The organism is Flavobacterium gelidilacus DSM 15343, assembly GCF_000422685.1.
GTDB lineage: Bacteria > Bacteroidota > Bacteroidia > Flavobacteriales > Flavobacteriaceae > Flavobacterium > Flavobacterium gelidilacus.
On sequence record NZ_KE383903.1, the window covers coordinates 339,706 to 359,286 of the forward strand.

Here is a 19,581-nt window from a genome sequence, read left to right on the forward strand (position 1 = left end):
CAATGAAAAAAATATACCTAATTATAGTAACATCACTTATTTTAATATCATGTGGTGGTGATAAAAAAAATTCAACTGCCTCTGTAATTGAAAAAGGAACGCTTGAAGAAATGCGTGCTAAAAGAACAGAACTTGTAGCTAAATCTGACGATTTAAGAAAAGAATTAGAGTCATTAGATGAAGCAATTGGTAAAAAAGACACAAATGAAAAGCTAACACTTATTACAACATTAGCTGCAAAAGATACTGTTTTTAATCATTATGTAGAATTACAAGCAAATGTTCAAACCAAAGAAAACTTAATGTTAAATGCTGAATTTGGTGGAATTTTACAACAACTTTATGTAAAAGAAGGTCAAAAAGTTGCCAAAGGTCAAACTCTTGCCAGAGTTGATGATGGTGGATTAAGTTCTCAGTTAGCACAAATGGAAACACAGGCTGCTTTAGCAAAAACTACTTTTGAAAGACAACAAAATCTTTGGAATCAAAAAATTGGTTCAGAAATTCAATACCTACAAGCTAAAACAAATTATAATGCGCAGTTAAAATCTGTTGCTCAAATGAGAGCACAATTATCTAAAACAGTTATAAGAGCACCGTTTTCTGGAACTATTGATGAAATTGCATCGGAAAGAGGAAGTGTTGTTGGTCCAGGTTCACCAATATTAAGAATAGTGAGTTTAGGAAATATGTATCTTGAAGCTGAAGTACCAGAAAAAAATATCGGAACAGTAAAAAAAGGTTCAGATGTCATTGTTGATTTTCCAGTTTTAGGTGAAACATTTACAACAAAAGTAACTCAAGCAGGAAATTATATCAATCCAGCAAATCGTTCTTTTATGATCCAAATTGCTGTGCCAAACAAAAGTGGAAATATCAAACCTAATCTTTCTTCAAAAATTCAGATAAAAGATTATTCAAATCCCAAAGCAATTACAGTTCCTACAAGTATTATTTCAGAAAATGCTGATGGAGAACAATTCTTATACATAGCTCAAAATCCAGATAAAAATGGAAATGCTATTGCAAAAAGAGTTATCGTAAAAGTTGGTTTATCGCAAGGTGAATTAGTAGAAATTGTTGAAGGAATTAAAGATGGTGATTTAATCATCAAAGAAGGTGCACGTAGTGTTAAAGATGGACAAAAAGTATCAATAATTAAATAAGCAGAAAAGAAATTATGAGTACTCAAAACAATAACGAATTTAAACTTTCGTCTTGGGCTATTGAAAACAAGATGACGGTTTATGTAATGATGGTGATTATCTTATTTTTAGGATTATCTGCTTATTACAGTATGCCAAGGGAAGATTTTCCTGAAATTAAAGAAACTAAAATATACATCAGTACGGTTTATCCAGGAAATACTGCAGAAGATATTGAACGTTTAATTATTGACCCTTTAGAAGAAGAAATCAAAAACGTAAGTAACGTTGTAAAAGTTCTTTCTACTTCTCAAGAAGATTATGGAATTATCACTGTAGAATTCGATGAAAAAATTACAGTTGAAGCTGCAAAACAAAAAATAAAAGATAAAATTGATACCAAAACAGGTGGTGAAGATTGGCCAACCTTCAATGGTGCTAAAGTAGAACCTAATGTTTTTGACCTTAATATTTCTGAAGAAGTTCCTATTCTAAACATTAATATTCAAGGAGATTATCCAATTGGGCAGTTAAAAGTGTTTGGTGAATATTTAGAAGATCAAATTGAGGCATTGTCAGAAATCAAACAAGTAGATATTCGTGGTGCTCAAGAAAAAGAAGTTGAAGTGGCTGTAGACATCTACAAAATGATGGCTTCAAAAGTGAGTTTTGATGATGTTATTAATGCCGTTAGAAACGGAAACGTAACTATGTCTGCTGGTAATCTTATCGCAAACGATCAAAGAAGAACTATTAGAATTTTAGGTGAAGTTGAAAATCCATCAGATTTAGAAAATTTTGTGGTTAAAACACAAGGTGGTGCTGTTTATCTGAAAGATATTGCAAAAGTAACTTTTAAAGAAGTTGATAAAACAACCTATGCTAGAGAATTTGGAACAAGTGTAGTAATGCTTGACGTGAAAAAACGTGCTGGTAAAAACATGATTGAAGCTACTGAAAAAATTAAAGTACTTTTAGAAGATGCAAAATTAAATCACTTCCCAAAAGATTTAACAATTTCTGTAACTAATGATCAATCATCACGAACTTTAAATCAAGTCGATGATTTAGTAAATAACATTATTTTCGGAATTATTTTAGTTGTTGGTGTTTTAATGTTTTTCCTTGGGTTTAGAAATGCGCTTTTCGTAGGATTTGCGATTCCAATGTCGATGTTTATGTCGTTTATGATTCTAGATGCTTTAGGATACACGATGAATACGATGATTCTTTTCGGATTAATTATGGGACTAGGAATGCTAGTGGATAATGGTATTGTCGTCGTCGAAAACGTCTACCGTTTAATGGAAGAAGAAGGAATGAGTCGCATCCAAGCTGCTAAAGAAGGAATTGGCGAAATTGCTTTACCAATTATCATTTCTACCGCTACAACTGTGGCTGCCTTTGTACCACTAGGTCTGTGGCCAGGAACAATGGGCCAATTCATGATATATTTTCCCATAACTTTATCAGTCGTTTTAGGTTCGTCATTATTTGTGGCTATCTTTTTTAATTCTGTTATGGTTTCTCAATTCATGGATATTAATGAGAAAGTAGTTTCAAGAAAACAGTTAATTAGCTTATCTATTATTTTAGGAGGAATTGGAACACTAATTCTGCTTTTTGGTGGACCAATAAAAGCTTTTGGTTCATTAATGATCTTTACTGCTCTTATGTTTTGGTTGTATAAATATGTGATAAAAGACTTAACCACTTCATTTCAACATAATTTATTAACTCGATTAGAGAACTTTTACGAAAACACATTACGTTATTTTTTATCTGGAAGAAAACCAGTTATCACAATTATCTCAATGGTAGTAATGTTCTTTGCTGTTCTAATGTTGTATTTTGGATGGAGCGTAGGAAGTGGAAGAACTAAAGTTGAATTTTTCCCAGACAATACACCAAATCAAATTATAGTTTATATCGAATATCCTCAAGGAACAGATATTAAAAAAACGAATGAAATTACAAAATCAATTGAAAAACGTGTCTTTACGGTTTTAGATGATAAAAATTTCGTTTATACAGATGAAGAGGGTAAAAAACAAAATTATTTAGTAGAAAATGGAGTTGCTCAAGTAGGTGAAGGTGCTGGAAATCCTCAAACAGATGGTGGTTCTTCTGCAGAAATGCCTCACAAAGGTAAAATAACAATCTCTATGAAAGAATTCAAATTTCGTGATGGTAGAGACTCTGAAGATTTACGTAAAAAAATTCAAGCTTCTTTAAAAGACATTTATCCTGGAGTTTCTATTTCTGTTGAAAAGGATGCTGTTGGTCCACCTGCAGGTTATCCTATTAATATAGAAATTAAAGGAGAAGATTATACAGAATTAATCACTACTGCTGAGCGAATGAAAGATTTTTTAAACACAAAAAACATTCCGGGTATTGATGAATTAAAAGTAGATGTAAACAAAGACAAACCTGCAATGAGAGTTGTGGTTGATAGAGAGAAAGCTGGTGAATTAGGCGTTTCAGCTGGTCAAGTTGGAAACCAATTGCGTCGCTCTATTTTTGGGGAAAAAGCTGGTATTTATAAAAATGATGGTGAAGATTATGATATTTATGTTCGCTTTAACGAGGAAAACAGATATAATAAAAGTGCACTTTTTAATCAAAATATTACGTTTAGAGATATGGCTTCTGGACAAATTAAAGAAATTCCAGTTTCTACAGTTGCTAGTCAAAAGAATGCTTCCTCATTTAGTGCTATTAAACACAAACATTCTGGTAGAGTTGTAGTTTTATATTCAGCTTTAGCTCCCGGATTTACGGATGCTGGTGCTGCTGTAGCTCAAATTCAAGCAGAAATGGCATCGTTTGATGCTCCAAAAACAGTAAAATTTGATTACACTGGACAGTTAGAAGAACAAGGAAAACAAATGACTTTCTTGATGGGTGCTTTATTTACTGGTTTATTCTTGATTTTCTTAATCTTAATTTTCCAATTCAATTCGGTTTCAAGACCAGCAATTATTATGGTGGCTGTATTCTTGAGTTTTATAGGTGTATTCTTAGGATTAATGATTACAGGAAAACCCTTTGTAATTATGATGACCATGATGGGAATTATATCGTTAGCCGGAATCGTTGTAAACAATGGTGTTGTACTACTCGATTATACCGATTTATTAATTGCTCGAAAAAGAGAGGAATTAGGCGTTGATAAAAAAGAACTATTAAGTAACGAACATGTTTTTGAAGCTATTGTAAAAGGTGGAAAAGCGCGTTTAAGACCTGTGTTATTAACAGCTATAACAACTGTTTTAGGGTTAATTCCACTAGCAATTGGTTTCAACATTGATTTCTTTAGCTTGTTTGCTACAGGTAATCCTCATGTTTATATGGGTGGTGATAACGTTATTTTCTGGGGGCCATTAGCTTGGACCGTAATCTACGGATTAATCTTCGCTACGTTCCTAACATTAATTGTTGTGCCAGTCCTATTTTACTTGGTAAACAGAGTTAAAAACAGAATCAAAAATAGAAAAAATCACACTAAAACTATTGAAGAAATAGGTGGTTAATAAGTATGAATTTATAGTAAAAAAACTCCTTAGAAATTAATCTAAGGAGTTTTTTTATTAAGTTAATTTGTTGTTTTAATGTGATATTAATATTCGGATTTAAGGTGACTTCTTTCTTATTAGTAAAAAGTTAACTAAACCAAACTAAAGGAGTCTCTAAATTTATCAATAATTAAAGCTTTTATTGGAAGATCTAAATTATTCTATATTCACACAATTTAAAAATTATAGATACTCTTTTGTTATCCTATAAAGTAAAATACTTTGTCCATATTGAATTCATTAAAAGTTACCTTATTTCTAATCCTCAGAAAACTTACATATAAAATATCTAAGTTCTTTATTAGTTTACATTATAATACTCAACGTATTTGTTTGTGTATTAGTATATTTGTTTGTTTATCATTAATTAAAAATTATACATAACAAAAAACCACCAGTTTGCACTGATGGTTTTTTCCTTTTAAAAGATGAATAATAAAAAGTGTTGTATTTTTAGTTTAAAACTGCTTTAATTTCTTCTACAGCCGGTGCAGCGTCAACTTTACCTTTAATAGTTAATGATTTTGGTAAATCAGAATCACTAGTAGTAACTGTTATTGATTTTGTGAAAGCTCCAGCAGCAGATGCATTATAAGTTGCAGCAACCATTCCTTTTTCTCCTGGTTTAATTGGAGTTTTAGTATAATTAGCAGCGGTACAACCACAAGAAGGTCTTACATTTGTAATTAAGATTGTTTCTTTAGTAGTATTAGTAAAAGTAAATTCATACGTTGCTGGTTTACCTTGAGATAATGTGCCAAAGTCATGCATATCATTTTCCCACTTAAGTTCAGATGCAGCTTGTTTTGTAGCAATATTTGCAGATTTCATTTCTGGTGATTGAGCAAATGATGCCGCAGAAATAAATAATGCTACTAATGCTAATTTAATTGTTTTCATAATATATGTTTTAAAATTTGTTTTATGTTTTACCTTTACAAAACTAAATATATTTTACAAACCTTTTGTTAATCACTTTTTAATGATTGTTAATGAGTTGTTAATGATGTGATTTTTATATCAATTATGTGCTAATATAGCATCAATTATGAGACTAACAAGATTTAATATCGTTATTTTTATTGGCTTTCTAGCAATTGTTGGCGTAATCATTATGCAACTGTTATTGTTAAATAAAGCCTTACGCTTTGAAAAGAAAGAACTTGAAAGTAAAATATTTTTTGCCCTTCAAGATGTTGTTGAACGCATATATTCTGATAACAAATCGAATTTAATGTTTAACAAACAAATTCAAAAAGTTTCTGATGACTATTATATAGTAAATGTAAATGATGTCTTCGAAAATAAGATTCTTGAACATTATTTAAAAGTAGAATTCCAAAAAGTAAATATTGATTTAGACTTTGAATATGCGATTTACAATTGTGGATCAGACAAAATGGTTTATGGTAATTACGTTTCTTCAACTGGTAAAACCTCGGATAAATGTGAAGAATGTTTTTCAACCAATAGTGATTTGATTTATTATTTTGCCATTCGTTTTCCGGATATAAACAAAACATTTTATGGCAATTTGCAACAATATTGGATTTTTACTTTTGTATTGTTCTTTGTATTAATTGTTTATGTTTATTCAGTTTTTATGATGTTGCAACAAAAAAGATATACAGAATTACAAAAGGATTTCATCAATAATATGACACATGAATTTAAAACGCCTTTGTCCTCTATTTTAATTGCTTCAAACTTTGCAAATACTCAAAATGAAATCAAGGACAATCCTAAATTGTCAAAATATATTCAGATTATTATAAATCAAAGCAATAAATTAAATCAACATATTGAAAAAATTTTATATGTTGCTAAAACAGATAGCAATCAAATAGAATTGGTAAAAACAAATGTTGACTTGACGAAAACAATTGAATTAGTTAAAGAAAATATTGAATTAAAATATCAAAAGGAGAATATATTTAAAATAGAATTAGACAACAACTATAGTATAAATGCAGATGAATTTCACTTATACAATATAATATATAATATTTTAGATAATGCGGTTAAATATTCTGGAAAAGATATCGAAATAACTATCAAATCTAAGGAAACTAAAAACGAATTAGAATTGAGTATTGTTGATAATGGAAGTGGAATTCCTTTAAAAGATTTGCCTTTTATTTTTGATAAATTTTATAGAGTAACTCGAGAAGACAATAAAGATATTGAAGGATTTGGAATTGGCCTTTCCTATGTAAAACGTATTTGTGATTTACATAAATGGAAAGTTTCTTTAAAGAACAATCCAAATAAAGGAATAACAGTTAAGATTTTAATAAATAAAGAAGATGTAAATGGATAAGAAGCGAATTTTATATGTAGAAGATGATGAAACATTAGCTTTTTTGACTGCTGATAATTTAGAACAACATTTTGAAGTAATTCATTGTAACAACGGAAAAGAAGCTTTTGACCTTTTTTGCAAAGATGATTTTGACTTATGCGTTTTAGATATCATGCTTCCAGATATGGATGGTTTTGAGATTGCAACTGAAATTAGAAAACGGAATCAAGAAATACCAATTATTTTCTTAAGTGCAAAAACTTTAAAAGAAGACAGAATTAAAGGATTGAAATTAGGTGCTGATGATTATTTAATAAAGCCCTACTCTATTGAAGAATTGATATTAAAGATTGAAATATTTTTAAACAGAAGTCAAAAATCAGTTGAAAAAAATATAAAAACCTACCAATTTGGTTCGTTTGAATTTGAACCTGCAAATTATCAATTAAAGAATAGCGAAAAAGATATTATGTTAACCGAAAGAGAAGCTGCTTTATTGCATTTATTTTTAGACAATCCAAATTCGGTTTTAAAAAGAGAAAAAATCTTAACAGCACTTTGGGGAACAGATGATTATTTTATGGGAAGAAGTTTAGATGTTTTTATTTCGCGTTTACGAAAAATCATAAAAGAAGAAACCAACGTTAGAATAGAAAACATTCCAAGAGTTGGTTTCAAATTAGTTATAGAATAACTTAATAACTTAAAACATAAGCTTCAAGTGCTTTTAATTCATCATCACTCATAGCTTTAGTAATGGCAAAATTAGCTTTCATTACCTCATATTGAGATGGATCAACAAGTGGTTTGCCCTCCTCTTTTAAGAAAGAAACAATACTAGCATTTTGTTCTTTGTAGATTTTTGAAATGTCTGCCAAACTAGGCCCAACTACTTTTACATCTGGCTTATGACAAGCCGTGCAAGTGCCTTTGCCTTCAAAAATAGTTTTTCCCTCAGCTACTAAAGGATCTGCCGCAACTTCATCAACAGCAGTTTCAGTAGTTTCAACAGTTTCTTCTTCAGCAGATTTACCAAAATCTTCTTTAGGCTTTTTGTCACCACAACTTGCAAAAACCAAAGCAATTGTTAGTGCAAAAAAAGGTTTAACGTAAGTTTTCATTTTGAAAAAATTTAAAATTATATCAAATATAAGGTATCTATTTAATTTAGAATGTGACAAATGTCACACAATAATTTACCAACCCACATAACTTGGAGGTTTAATTTCATTTAAGTTAAGATAAACAATCAATTGACCACGATGATGTGTAACATGATCTTGAAGCAAATTTAGAATCTGTAACTTTGTCTTAGGACCAGCAAAAAATTCGACTTTATCTTTTAAGTTCTCTGGTTTAGTATTTTTGATGACATTATAAACTTTATCAAAAGACATTTCTAACATTGAAATAATTTCTTCTTTGGAATACGTTTTTTCATCTTTCTTTTTATCAAATTTTTCAGCAGTAAAATAAGTTGTGCCTAACCAATCTATATTTCCTTTTATATGAAGCAATTGTTCTCTAAAAGACATTTCTCTTTCTGTCGGTTTATAACTATAACTTTCTTCAGGCATTGCTTTAGCAATATCAACCAAATAAGTTTTTGAATTTTCCCATTTTTCAAGAAAAGCCTCTATTGATTCGTTTTGAGAAAAACCAATAATTGAAAATAATAACATTACAAAAAGAAATACTTTTTTCATTATTTTTTATTTAATAGAATAGCAGCTTCTTTGGCAAAATAAGTTGAAATCAAACTTGCACCAGCTCTTTTAATACACATTAATTGTTCCATCATGGTTTTGTCGTGGTCTAACCAACCTCTTTCGGCAGCAGCTTTAACCATTGCATATTCTCCAGAAACATGAAATACAGTTACCGGAACATTGACAGCATTTTTAACCTCTCGTACAATATCTAAATAAGCAATTCCTGGTTTTACCATAACCATATCTGCTCCTTCTTCCACATCCCAAATAGCTTCTTTAATAGCTTCAATGCGATTAGCATAATCCATTTGATAAGTTTTTTTATCTTTTGGCACTTCAACATCAGCATCTTTTGGAGCGGAATCTAAAGCATCACGAAAAGGACCATAAAAAGCAGAAGCATATTTAGCCGAATAACTCATGATTCCAACATTATGAAATCCTGCAGCGTCTAAACCTTGACGTAAACGTAAAACTCTTCCGTCCATCATATCGCTTGGTGCCACAAAATCGGCCCCTGCTTTTGCATGAGAAACAGCCATTTTTACTAATGCATCATTTGTAGCATCATTGGCAACATCACCATTTTCAATAATTCCATCGTGACCATAAATTGAATAAGGATCAAGAGCAACATCAGGCATCACAATCATTTCTGGACAAGCTTTTTTGATAGCTATTATGGCTTTTTGCATTAATCCATTATCATTCCAAGCTTCTTTTCCAGTATTATCTTTTAAAGATTCATCTACTTTTACATAGATATTTACTGCTCTTATTCCTAAGTCAAATAATTCTTTAACTTCTTCAACGGTTAAGTCGATAGAACGACGAAATATTCCTGGCATCGAAGGAATTTCAATTTTTACATTTTCTCCTTCCGCAATAAACATGGGAAACATAAAGTCAGCTGGACTCAAACTTGTCTCACGAACTAAACTTCTTATAGATTCATTTACTCTTAATCTTCTACCTCTGTGTAATGGAAACATAATTTTTCTATATTTGATACAAAGATAAAAATACTAATTCTTTCTATGCCATATAAAAATCTTAAATTTATTTTTCCTTGGAGAACTTATCAAGAAAAATTTATAAATAACATCATAAATCATATTGATGATAATCATTTACATGTCGTAGCACCACCAGGTTCGGGAAAAACAATTCTTGGAATTGAAATAATGAGACAAGTTGGGAAGAAAACTTTAGTTTTAGCTCCAACATTAACTGTAAGAAACCAATGGGAAAGTAGGTTGCAAGGCTTTTTCATGATGGATGAGGTTTTTGAGGACTTTTCTTTTGATTTGAGTCAACCCAAAACAGTTACATTTTCTACTTATCAATCGCTGCATTCATTTTACAAAAAATTTAAATGTGTTGAGGATTATTATCATTTTTTTGAAAAGGAAAACATTGAGGTTTTAATTTTAGATGAAGCGCATCACTTAAAAAACGAATGGTGGAAATGTTTATTTCAACTAAAGGAAGAGAGAAAATTAACTGTTGTAGCTTTAACAGCAACTCCACCTTATGATAGTGATGCTCTTGAAGTTTCAAAATATTTTAAATTATGTGGTGAAATTGATGACGAAATAGCTGTTCCAGAATTAATTAAAGAAGGTGATTTGTGTCCTCATCAAGATTACGTATATTTTTCAGAACCAAAAGACCTTGAAATTAATTTTATTTTTGATTATCGAATGAAGATCTCTAGCTTCATTGAAGAATTGATGCAAGATTTAACCTTTATTTCATATATAAACTCGCATAGGTTTTTATCCAAAACAGAACCGTGTTTGAATGAAATTTATAACAATCCTGAATACTTTTCAGCTTTATTAATTTTTTTAAACGCTGTAAACATAGAAATTCTAAAAGATAAATTAACCGTTTTAGGCTTTGAAAAAAAAGATAAAATAGACTTTCCAGCTTTTACAAATAATTGGGCAGAGATTTTATTTCAAAATTTATTGGTTTCAGATCGATTAACTTTAATAAAAGATGAAGATTATTTAGCTGTTTTAGAGTCAAAATTAAGACGCTTGAATATCTTTGAAAATAAAAAAGTGGATTTAATAGGAGGAGATTATTTATATAAATCATTAGCGAATAGTCCAAGTAAATTAAAGAGTATTGTTAAAATTATTTCAAGTGAATATCAAAGTTTAAAGGATAATTTGCGCGCTGTAATTTTAACCGATTACATCAAAAAAGAGTTTAAAGACACTAAAGGTGAAGCGGTGAAATCTATTGATCGTTTGGGTGTACTTCCAATTTTTCATCATTTGCGTTCTAATGGAATTCCTAAAAAAGAAATTGCTATTTTAACTGGAACTTTGGTAATTATTCATGCCTCAAAAATTGCCGCATTTGAAAAGTTCGAACCTATAGAAAATTACTCTTTCTTGCCTTTAGAATCTGATGCTGAATTTGTAGAAATTATTCCAAGAGTTGGAGCTAATCATTTAGTAAATACCATCACAAAATTGTTTGAAAACGGAAGTGTTAAAGTCTTAGTTGGAACGAAGTCCTTGCTAGGAGAAGGCTGGGACGCTCCTTCAATCAACACTTTAATATTAGCTTCTTTTGTGGGTTCATTTGTATCATCTAATCAAATGCGAGGAAGAGCTATTCGTACTCAAAAAGATAATTTAGACAAAACAGGAAATATTTGGCATTTAGTTTGTCTAGATCCATCTGATATTAACGGTGGAAGAGATATAGAAACCTTAAAAAGAAGATTTGATGCATTTGTAGGAGTTTCAAATTCGGAAGAACCTTATATTGAAAGTGGAATCGATCGATTAAGTTTGCCTTATAATTTTGAAAATGTCTCGATTGATCAATTAAATAATGAAACACTTCTGCAAGCAAATAACAGAGTCGTTTTAAAACAGAAATGGCAAAAAGCTATAGTAAAAGGAACAGGGATTTCTCGAGAAATTAAACAATACTACGATGGAGAAAAATCTTATGTTGAAGAAAAAAAGTTTGCTTTTAAAGATGTTGTACGTTATGGTTTTTTAGAAATATCGGTCGCGCTTTCATTCTTTTTACCACAATTTTTAATTAGAAATCTTCACCTTATTTTATCAAAAGGAATTTTAGCTTTTGTTTACTCAATGTTAAGTGCTTTAGGCTTAACTTTTGGATATAAATCTTATGTTGCAATAAAAAACTATGTGCAATTTGGACTTTTGCACAAAGATTTGCAAAACATTAGTCATGCCCTTTTAGACTCTATGATTGATTTAAACATAATTCATACAGAAAAATCGAAAATAAAATTAACTACTCAAGTTCAAGAAAAAGGAGAAGTGGTTTGTGCTATTCAAGGAACTTCAGAAATGGAAAGTTCTTTATTTATAAACGCACTTCAAGAAATAATTGAACCTATAAAAAATCCTCGTTACTTAATAATTAAAACAAATTGGTTACGAAAAAATTTAGAAATTCAAAATTATTATGCTGTTCCACAAGTGTTTGGAGATAAAAAGGAACGCTGCAAAGTGTTTTTAGGGCATTGGGAAAGACAAGTGAGTTCGTCAACAGTAGTTTATACAAGAAATATTGAAGGAAGAAAAATATTAATTAGGGCACGAATGTTGCATCTATCCAATGCTTTTAAGAAAACTACAAAAAAAGCCGTGATCTGGAATTAATTTTAATAAAATAAATCTTATTTTTGAAACATGAAAAAATTTATTTTTTTACTTCTATGTGTTTTATTATCAAGTTGCTTTCAGGTAACCGAAAAAATAGCACACAGAACTAACCAAAGTGGAGACTATAGCTTGGTTATTGATTTTTCCGATTCTTGGGTAAAAACTAGAGCTGCCATAATGCTAGGTGAAGTGGATGGAGAAAAAATTCCAAGTGAAGCTGAAATGAAACAAAAATTAACACAATTTAGAAACGATGCTTCAAAAATAAAAGGAGCTACAAAGATTTCTACATCTTATGATTTCAGTAATTACGTTTTTAAATTAAATTTTAGTTATAATTCCTTAGAGACTTTAAACGAAGTATTAAACACCATTGATAAAGAAACTAAATTAGATCATTTTAAAGAAGCAAATGGAAAATTTGAACGAATCGCTTCTTATCCAATTCCAGAAAAATTAAAAGAAAAGAAAGATAAAAAAGAAGATTTAGAAGAAGCAAAAATTACTGCTGTTTATTCTTTTGATAAAGAAGTAAAGACAGTTCAAAATGCAAACAGTAAACTTTCAAAATCAAAAAAAACGGTTTTTTTAAAGCATAATGTATGGAGTGTTTTAAATGATAATAGCCTAATGAATAACTCCATCAGTTTTACTCCTTAATTTATAATATGAAAAAATTTTACGCACTATTACTTTTAGTACCATTCTTTGTTTTAAGTCAAAACAACAAAGAAAATTATGATTACTTTGTTCAGTTTAACACAACTCAGTTTGCTAAGAAAGTTACTATTGATAGCTTGTTTAATCACAACTTATTTAAAAGTTTTAATAAGGAAAAATCCGATTTTAAATTAAAAGAATTTGTTGCTCTCTTAGATAAATCCAAAAATGCTACAATTCACGGTGACTATAAAGATAGTCTAGCTTACACACAAATTACACTTCCAATTGTTGATGAGAAGAAAATTACAGAATTAATTCAGAGAAAATTACAAAAAAACACCGTTTCTAAGGACGATAAAATTATTAAAAAATCAAAATACTCTATTTATTCACCACCAAATGAAGATTTTTCATTAGCTTGGAATAAAAAAGCATTAGTCATTTATATTACTTACGAAAATACTCCAGGAAGTTACGCCACAGAAAGTGTTTATGATACTTCGTACATAGTTGACGAGGTAGAAGCTGTTGAAGTAATAAGTGATGCTAATTATTACGAAGAAGAAGTTGTGGAAGAAGCACAAGTTGTCGAAGCGGCTTCAGGAAGAGTTGAAATTGAAGAAGGTGTATATGAAACTTCTGTTGCAACTGAAGAATATGATGAAGAATATGATGAAGAAGCGATAGAAGCGACAGAAGTTGTAGAAGTAGAAGATGATTATGACTATGATGATAATTATTATAAAAGATTGAGAGAACAGCAAGAAGCAAGAGCAAATGCTTTAAGAATAGTTAAACACGAAAGACAGTTGAAAGACATTGATAAACTCTTTAAAAAAGGTTTTGATATTCCTACTTCATCAAATGTGAATAAAAATGCTGATATTTCTGCTTGGATGGATTATCAAGCATTGGCAGGTAAAATGAGTTCTTTATATTATCTTTTTGGAAAAATGAATCCAAATACAACTCCAAATACTTCGATGTATAGTATAAAAGGAATGGGAATGGATATGTTTTTTGAAGATGACAAAGCTAGAATTGAACAAACGGTTGAATATACAGAACCATTGGCAGCTGTAATGCAAAAAGTTATCTCAAGAAAACCAAATGATAAGATTTTCAATTATTTTCCCAAAAATGAACCTTTAGGATATTTTACTTATCATATGAGTACAGAAGAAATTCTGAAAAATTATCCAGCAATTGTTGAACAATCTTTTTCTGCTTTGCCAATTGAAAAGGATGGTTTAGATATTGCTATGGATCTTATGACAACTATGTTAGATGAAGAAGCGACTGCAACCCTATTAGATGGAGATTTTACAATGTTTTTTCATGGAATGGAAAAGTTTGATTACACTTATAAATCGGTTGAGTACGATGATGATTATGAAGAAATTGAAGTCGAAAAAACCATTGTTAAAACCAGACCTATTTTCTCCTTTATTATGACATCAACTCATGCAAAAATGAGCGAAAAATTACTAAAACTAGGAGTAAGAAAAGAAGTTTTAGTGCAACAAAATGGTACTTATAAAGTAAAAGAAAGTAATGAATTTGGTGATATGTATATTATGAAAGAAGGAGATGTTCTTGTTTTTTCTAATGGACTACAATACTTAGAAAAAGGTTCTCAATCTGATTTTTCTAAAAAAGTAGAAAAAGAAACTTCGGATAATTATTTTACAGGAAACTTCAACATTCAAAATTTCATTAAGAGCTATATGTTAGTAGAAGATTTTGGAAGAGATACTGCAAAAGCATTGCGTTTTGCAGATCAATTTAGAAATATAGAAATGAAATCTTCAAACAAATTAGACGGAAATAAAATGAAAGTAGAAATGAATTTGAACTCAAATTTCTCTAATAAAAACATCCTTTTACAAACTTTAGATTTGATAGATTACATGAAATAATCTTAAAGTTTAACTACTAAAAAAAGAGCAGTAATTTAAGGATTACTGCTCTTTTTTTTATATCCATTCTTTTGGATTCATTAATGTTTTAATTAGCTTTTCTTCATCACTTCCTTCTTCTGGATGATGATCATATACCCATTGCACATGTGGTGGCAAACTCATAAGAATGCTTTCTATTCTTCCGTTCGTTTTTAGTCCAAATAAAGTCCCTTTATCATGAACTAAATTGAATTCTACATAACGACCACGACGAATTTCTTGCCAATTTTTTTGAACATCAGTATATGATAAATCTTTGCGTTTTTCAACAATTGGAACATATGCTTCTAGAAAACTATTTCCAACTTCAGTTACAAAGTTGAACCAATTTTCCATTTTCATTTCTGTGGTTTCTTTGCAATAATCGAAGAATAATCCACCAATTCCACGAGCTTCATTTCTATGTGCGTTCCAAAAATAAGCATCACATTGTTTTTTATATTTTGGATAAAACTCTGGATTATGTTTATCGCAAGCCGTTTTGCAGGTTTGATGAAAATGAGTTGCATCTTCTTCAAATAAATAATAAGGTGTTAAATCTTGTCCACCACCAAACCAACTATTGATAACATTTCCTTTATCGTCATACATTTCAAAATATCTCCAATTAGCATGAACAGTTGGAACCATCGGACTTTTAGGATGAATAACTAAACTCAAACCACAAGCAAAGAAATCCGCTTCACCAACATTGAACAATTTCTGCATAGAATCTGGTAATTTTCCATGAACAGCAGAAATATTTACACCTCCTTTTTCGAAAACATTTCCGTTTTCGATAACGCGAGTTCTTCCGCCACCACCTTCTGGTCTATCCCATAAATCTTCACGAAACTTGGCTTTTCCGTCAATAGTTTCTAATCCTTTGCAGATTTGATCTTGTAAATTTTGTATGTATGCGAAAAATTTGTCTTTCATTTATTTTTTTGTTGAATAATTCTTGTATTTTTTACATATAGAATATTCTATTTTTCTACTAAATTTATTTGTGAAATGTATTCCTTTAAAAACTTTTCTACTTGAATAGCTTCTGTAAAATATTTCGGTTTATCATCTATAATGATGTGAATTAAATATCTTTCATTAACGTATGCGATGTAACTTACACTGTCTTCTTCACCACCATAAGGTGAAAAACGTGAGGATACAATCACGCTATTTTTGTATTTTTTATTTAATGGTGAAAGACTGTGAGAGCCTAATCCTACTGCACCAGGTTGAAATACTATTAAGTCTATATTTTTAGATGCTATTCCCATTTTAGATTCAAAAAAAGGATCTTTATAGTCTTTAATTTCAACTCTTAAATTTTGTCTTGTTTTCTGTAAACAATAATCAATAGTTAATATACAATCCATATTTTGAACGGCACAACTTGTAAGCTGCTTAAATATATACCCTTTGTATTCAAGTATTTTTGGAAACATCAAATATTCAGTTTCTTTATAAGCAGTTTTACATCCAACATCTTCCCATGCTGGTATTTTTGGTGAATAACCATCTTCTATGCTTGGACAACAAGATGGTTTATTTATGTTGTCGCAATCATTTTCTACCTGTGAAAAAACAATTTGAACAAAACAAAAAGACACTAATATTAGTAGGTTTTTCATACGATATTATTAAAACTTTACTAATTCAACACGTCTATTTTTAGCTTTGTTTTCGTCTGAATCATTTGCTACTAATGGTTTTTCAGAACCAAATCCACTAGCTTTTAAACGTTTAATACTAATCCCTTTTCCTGCCAAAGCATACATTACTGTATTTGCTCTATCAGTAGAAAGTTCTTTATTTCTAGCCACGCTTCCTGTATTATCTGTATGTCCTTCAATAGATAATTTTAAGTTTGGATTGCTTGATAATAGAATAAATATTTCATCAACAAGCTTTATCCCATCAGGTTTTAAAGTTGCTTTGTCTGTATCAAAATTAATATTTAAGACGGCTTTTCCTTTTGCATCGATGTCTTTTTGCATTTCAGAAGCTGTTGGAGCTTTAATGGTTTGTTTAAAGCCTTCTAGCTCTACTACACCAACTTCTCCTTCGGCTGAATTTGACCAAACCTGAAACATTATTTTTCCGTTTTTGTGATTTAAGGCATAATGTCTTATTGGATCACTATTCCAAGGATCACCTTGAATATATTTATGAACAGTATAATCATCAACTTTATTAATTTCCTTAAGAAATTCATTAGGAATTTGTCCTTTAAATAATAAAATAGCCCCAATGTTTACAAGATATTCGTCTACACTTTTATCAAATTTAAATTGGTTGAAATCTGCTTTCTTTTCAGCCATTGCAAAATCAAGTTCCGCTTTTTTTCCTTCAGCATTATAAAATGAAGTCCCATTATACATAATCATTTTACTGAAATCAGAAAATTGCGTCATTCCGTTTTTTGCAATTTCATTATGACCATCTTTCCAGATAATGAAACCTTCTGGAGCAGTTACATAAGGGAAAGCACCAATTTCTGACGATGATTCAGAAATTTTAGTCCAATCAAAAGACTCTAGGAAGAAAGGTGCTTCATCTTCTACAGAATTATTTTCCGTAACAATTTCCTCCTTTGAACCTTCAACAGTTGAAGAATCATTATCTTTTTTACATGCAAAAAAAAGTAATCCTAACGATAATAAAGCAATTGTTTTTTTCATTACATTGATGTTTAGTTTTTTATACTTTATAAATATGAATTAGAGACTAATTAAAGACTTTAATTAAAAAGACAATAGTACTAAATTTTAAATCTTAAAATAATGGTTTTCTTTTTATTTGATTAAGAATTAACAATTAAATAATCTTAATTGAAGACTATTTATTTGCCGTACTCTTTAACAGCATCCACAAAAGCTTTCGCATGATCAACAGGTATATTTGGTAAAATTCCGTGACCAAGATTTACGATGTAATTATCTTTACCGAATTCGTCAATCATTTCGTGAACCATTTTCTTAATCACAGGAATTGGAGACAACAATCTAGAAGGATCAAAATTACCTTGTAATGTTTTCTTTCCACCTGTTAAATATCTTGCATTTCTTGGAGAAACAGTCCAGTCTACACCAATTGCTGCTGCTTTTGATTTTGCCATTTCGTCTAATGCAAACCAACATCCTTTTCCAAAAACAATAACCTTTGTTTCTGGTGCTAAAGCTTCCACAATTTGGTTCATGTAATTCCATGAAAATTCTTGATAATCAACTGGAGAAAGCATTCCTCCCCAAGAGTCAAAAATTTGTACTGCATTTACTCCATGTTTTACTTTTTCTTTCAAATATAAAATGGTTGTATCTGTAATTTTTTGTAACAATAAATGAGCTGCAACTGGATTTGAAAAACAAAATCCTTTAGCTTTATCAAAACTTTTAGATCCTTTTCCTTCCACAGCATAGCAGAATATTGTCCAAGGTGAACCTGCAAATCCAATTAAAGGAACTTCGTTGTTCAATTTTTCTTTTGTCATGTCAATAGCATCCATAACATAACCTAAAGTTTCGTTTATGTCTGGAACAAATACCTTATCCACATCAGAAGCTTTACGAATTGGATTTGGTAAAACTGGTCCAATTCCGTCTTCTAATTCTACATCAATTCCCATGGCTTGTGGAATTACTAAAATATCTGAAAACAAAATAGCAACATCCGGCTTGATAATTCTAATAGGTTGAACAGTGATTTCAGAAGCTAATTCTGGCGTTTTACATCTTGTAAAAAAATCATATTTTTCTTTGATTGCCATAAATTCTGGCAAATATCTTCCTGCTTGACGCATCATCCAAACGGGTGGTCTATCAACAATTTCGTTGTTTAAGGCTTTTAAAAATAAGTCGTTTTTAATCATTTTTTCTAAAGTTTCAAAGTGACTTAGCAGCAGAGTTACTAAGTTTATTTATAATATTTTATTACTTCATCAATTACATTTTCAACTGTTGGTTGAGCTGCAATTTGTATGTTTTTTGTTTTATTTTCTAATGCTTTTGCTGTTGTTGTTCCAATGCAAAAACAAGTTTGATTTTCTATTTTGTTTTTCATCAAATAACTTTCAATCGCTGACGGACTAAAAAATAGAATTCCATCAATGTTTTCTTTTACTCTCTTTGGATTTAAAGCTGTTTCATAAACTATTACTTCATTCCATTTTATAAAATTATCATTTAACAAATCAGGTAAAGTGTTTCTTCTAATATTCCCTGAAAAAAAGGTAAACGAATGATTTTTATATTTTTCTCTAATAATTAGTCCTAAATCACTTGCGTAATCAGCGCTTTCTTGAACTAAATAATGATGTTTTTCAAGGAAAAGCTTTGTTTTTTGTCCAACACAAAATATTTTTTTATCTCTTACTTGATTTTCTATTCTGTTTTTTAAAACACTTTTAACAGCGTTTTTACTAGTGAAAATTACGTATTCATTAAGTTTTTTAACTTGAAAATCTACTATTGTAGTCTTAATAAATTTTTTCTCTATTACATTAAAGTTAACATCAGAAAGTTTTTTAATTTCTACTTTTTTTAATTTTTTTGTAGATAGAATTGTTTTCAAA

At 29.9% G+C, this 19,581-nt stretch carries 16 protein-coding genes; 7 read left to right on the forward strand and 9 right to left on the reverse strand.

Going from position 1 to position 19,581, the window contains the following annotated elements; translation table 11 throughout:
* The first annotated feature begins 2 nt into the window (after window positions 1-2).
* Window positions 3-1,166, forward strand: a complete 1,164-nt coding sequence (locus G507_RS0111285) for an efflux RND transporter periplasmic adaptor subunit (protein ID WP_026717572.1) — start codon at window positions 3-5, stop codon at window positions 1,164-1,166.
* 14 nt (window positions 1,167-1,180) lie between these two features.
* Window positions 1,181-4,681, forward strand: coding sequence for an efflux RND transporter permease subunit (locus G507_RS0111290; protein WP_026717573.1), 3,501 nt, complete (start codon window positions 1,181-1,183; stop codon window positions 4,679-4,681).
* A gap of 495 nt (window positions 4,682-5,176) precedes the next feature.
* Here G507_RS0111290 and G507_RS0111295 read toward each other — a convergent pair whose 3' ends face one another.
* On the reverse strand, window positions 5,177-5,623 hold the full coding sequence (locus G507_RS0111295; RefSeq protein ID WP_026717574.1) for a DUF1573 domain-containing protein: 447 nt from the start codon (window positions 5,621-5,623) through the stop codon (window positions 5,177-5,179).
* 148 nt (window positions 5,624-5,771) lie between these two features.
* On the opposite strand from G507_RS0111295, the gene G507_RS0111300 reads away from it, so the two are divergent.
* Window positions 5,772-7,043 (forward strand): sensor histidine kinase, encoded by a 1,272-nt coding sequence (locus G507_RS0111300; protein ID WP_026717575.1) that lies wholly within the window; start codon window positions 5,772-5,774, stop codon window positions 7,041-7,043.
* Window positions 7,036-7,719 (forward strand): response regulator transcription factor, encoded by a 684-nt coding sequence (locus tag G507_RS0111305; RefSeq protein ID WP_026717576.1) that lies wholly within the window; start codon window positions 7,036-7,038, stop codon window positions 7,717-7,719. The genes G507_RS0111300 and G507_RS0111305 overlap by 8 nt, the downstream gene beginning before the upstream one ends.
* A gap of 1 nt (window position 7,720) precedes the next feature.
* Here the strand turns inward: G507_RS0111305 and G507_RS0111310 are convergent, their stop codons facing one another.
* The 3 genes from G507_RS0111310 to hemB all read right to left on the reverse strand — a co-directional run bounded on the left by G507_RS0111310 (window position 7,721) and on the right by hemB (window position 9,729).
* Complete coding sequence (locus tag G507_RS0111310; protein ID WP_026717577.1) at window positions 7,721-8,146, reverse strand: c-type cytochrome; 426 nt, start codon at window positions 8,144-8,146, stop codon at window positions 7,721-7,723.
* A 75-nt stretch (window positions 8,147-8,221) separates the two neighbouring features.
* Complete coding sequence (locus G507_RS0111315) at window positions 8,222-8,731, reverse strand: DinB family protein (RefSeq protein WP_026717578.1); 510 nt, start codon at window positions 8,729-8,731, stop codon at window positions 8,222-8,224.
* Window positions 8,731-9,729, reverse strand: a complete 999-nt coding sequence (hemB, locus tag G507_RS0111320; RefSeq protein ID WP_026717579.1) for a porphobilinogen synthase — start codon at window positions 9,727-9,729, stop codon at window positions 8,731-8,733. The genes G507_RS0111315 and hemB overlap by 1 nt, the downstream gene beginning before the upstream one ends.
* 45 nt (window positions 9,730-9,774) lie before the next feature.
* Between hemB and G507_RS0111325 the strand changes: the two genes are divergently transcribed.
* From G507_RS0111325 to G507_RS0111335, 3 genes are read left to right on the forward strand one after another with little or no spacing between them, the layout of a single operon-like run.
* Complete coding sequence (locus tag G507_RS0111325; protein WP_026717580.1) at window positions 9,775-12,402, forward strand: DEAD/DEAH box helicase family protein; 2,628 nt, start codon at window positions 9,775-9,777, stop codon at window positions 12,400-12,402.
* A gap of 30 nt (window positions 12,403-12,432) precedes the next feature.
* The gene (locus G507_RS0111330; RefSeq protein WP_026717581.1) at window positions 12,433-13,065 is read left to right on the forward strand and encodes a hypothetical protein; all 633 of its coding nucleotides are present in this window, start codon (window positions 12,433-12,435) and stop codon (window positions 13,063-13,065) included.
* A gap of 8 nt (window positions 13,066-13,073) precedes the next feature.
* Window positions 13,074-14,987: a hypothetical protein gene (locus G507_RS0111335; protein ID WP_026717582.1), complete on the forward strand. Its 1,914-nt coding sequence runs from the start codon at window positions 13,074-13,076 to the stop codon at window positions 14,985-14,987.
* Between the two features lie 57 nt (window positions 14,988-15,044).
* Here G507_RS0111335 and hemF read toward each other — a convergent pair whose 3' ends face one another.
* The 5 genes from hemF to G507_RS0111360 form a co-directional block, all read right to left on the reverse strand.
* Entirely contained in the window at window positions 15,045-15,947 is a 903-nt protein-coding gene (gene hemF / locus G507_RS0111340; RefSeq protein ID WP_026717583.1) for an oxygen-dependent coproporphyrinogen oxidase, read from the reverse strand.
* A 47-nt stretch (window positions 15,948-15,994) separates the two neighbouring features.
* On the reverse strand, window positions 15,995-16,642 hold the full coding sequence (locus G507_RS0111345; RefSeq protein ID WP_026717584.1) for a hypothetical protein: 648 nt from the start codon (window positions 16,640-16,642) through the stop codon (window positions 15,995-15,997).
* A gap of 9 nt (window positions 16,643-16,651) precedes the next feature.
* Window positions 16,652-17,692, reverse strand: a complete 1,041-nt coding sequence (locus G507_RS0111350; RefSeq protein WP_026717585.1) for an OmpA family protein — start codon at window positions 17,690-17,692, stop codon at window positions 16,652-16,654.
* A gap of 161 nt (window positions 17,693-17,853) precedes the next feature.
* Complete coding sequence (gene hemE, locus G507_RS0111355; protein ID WP_026717586.1) at window positions 17,854-18,879, reverse strand: uroporphyrinogen decarboxylase; 1,026 nt, start codon at window positions 18,877-18,879, stop codon at window positions 17,854-17,856.
* Window positions 18,880-18,923: 44 nt separating this feature from the next.
* A complete protein-coding gene (locus G507_RS0111360) occupies window positions 18,924-19,580 on the reverse strand; it encodes a uroporphyrinogen-III synthase (protein ID WP_051191659.1) in 657 nt (218 codons plus the stop codon).
* Between the last annotated feature and the right edge of the window lies 1 nt (window position 19,581).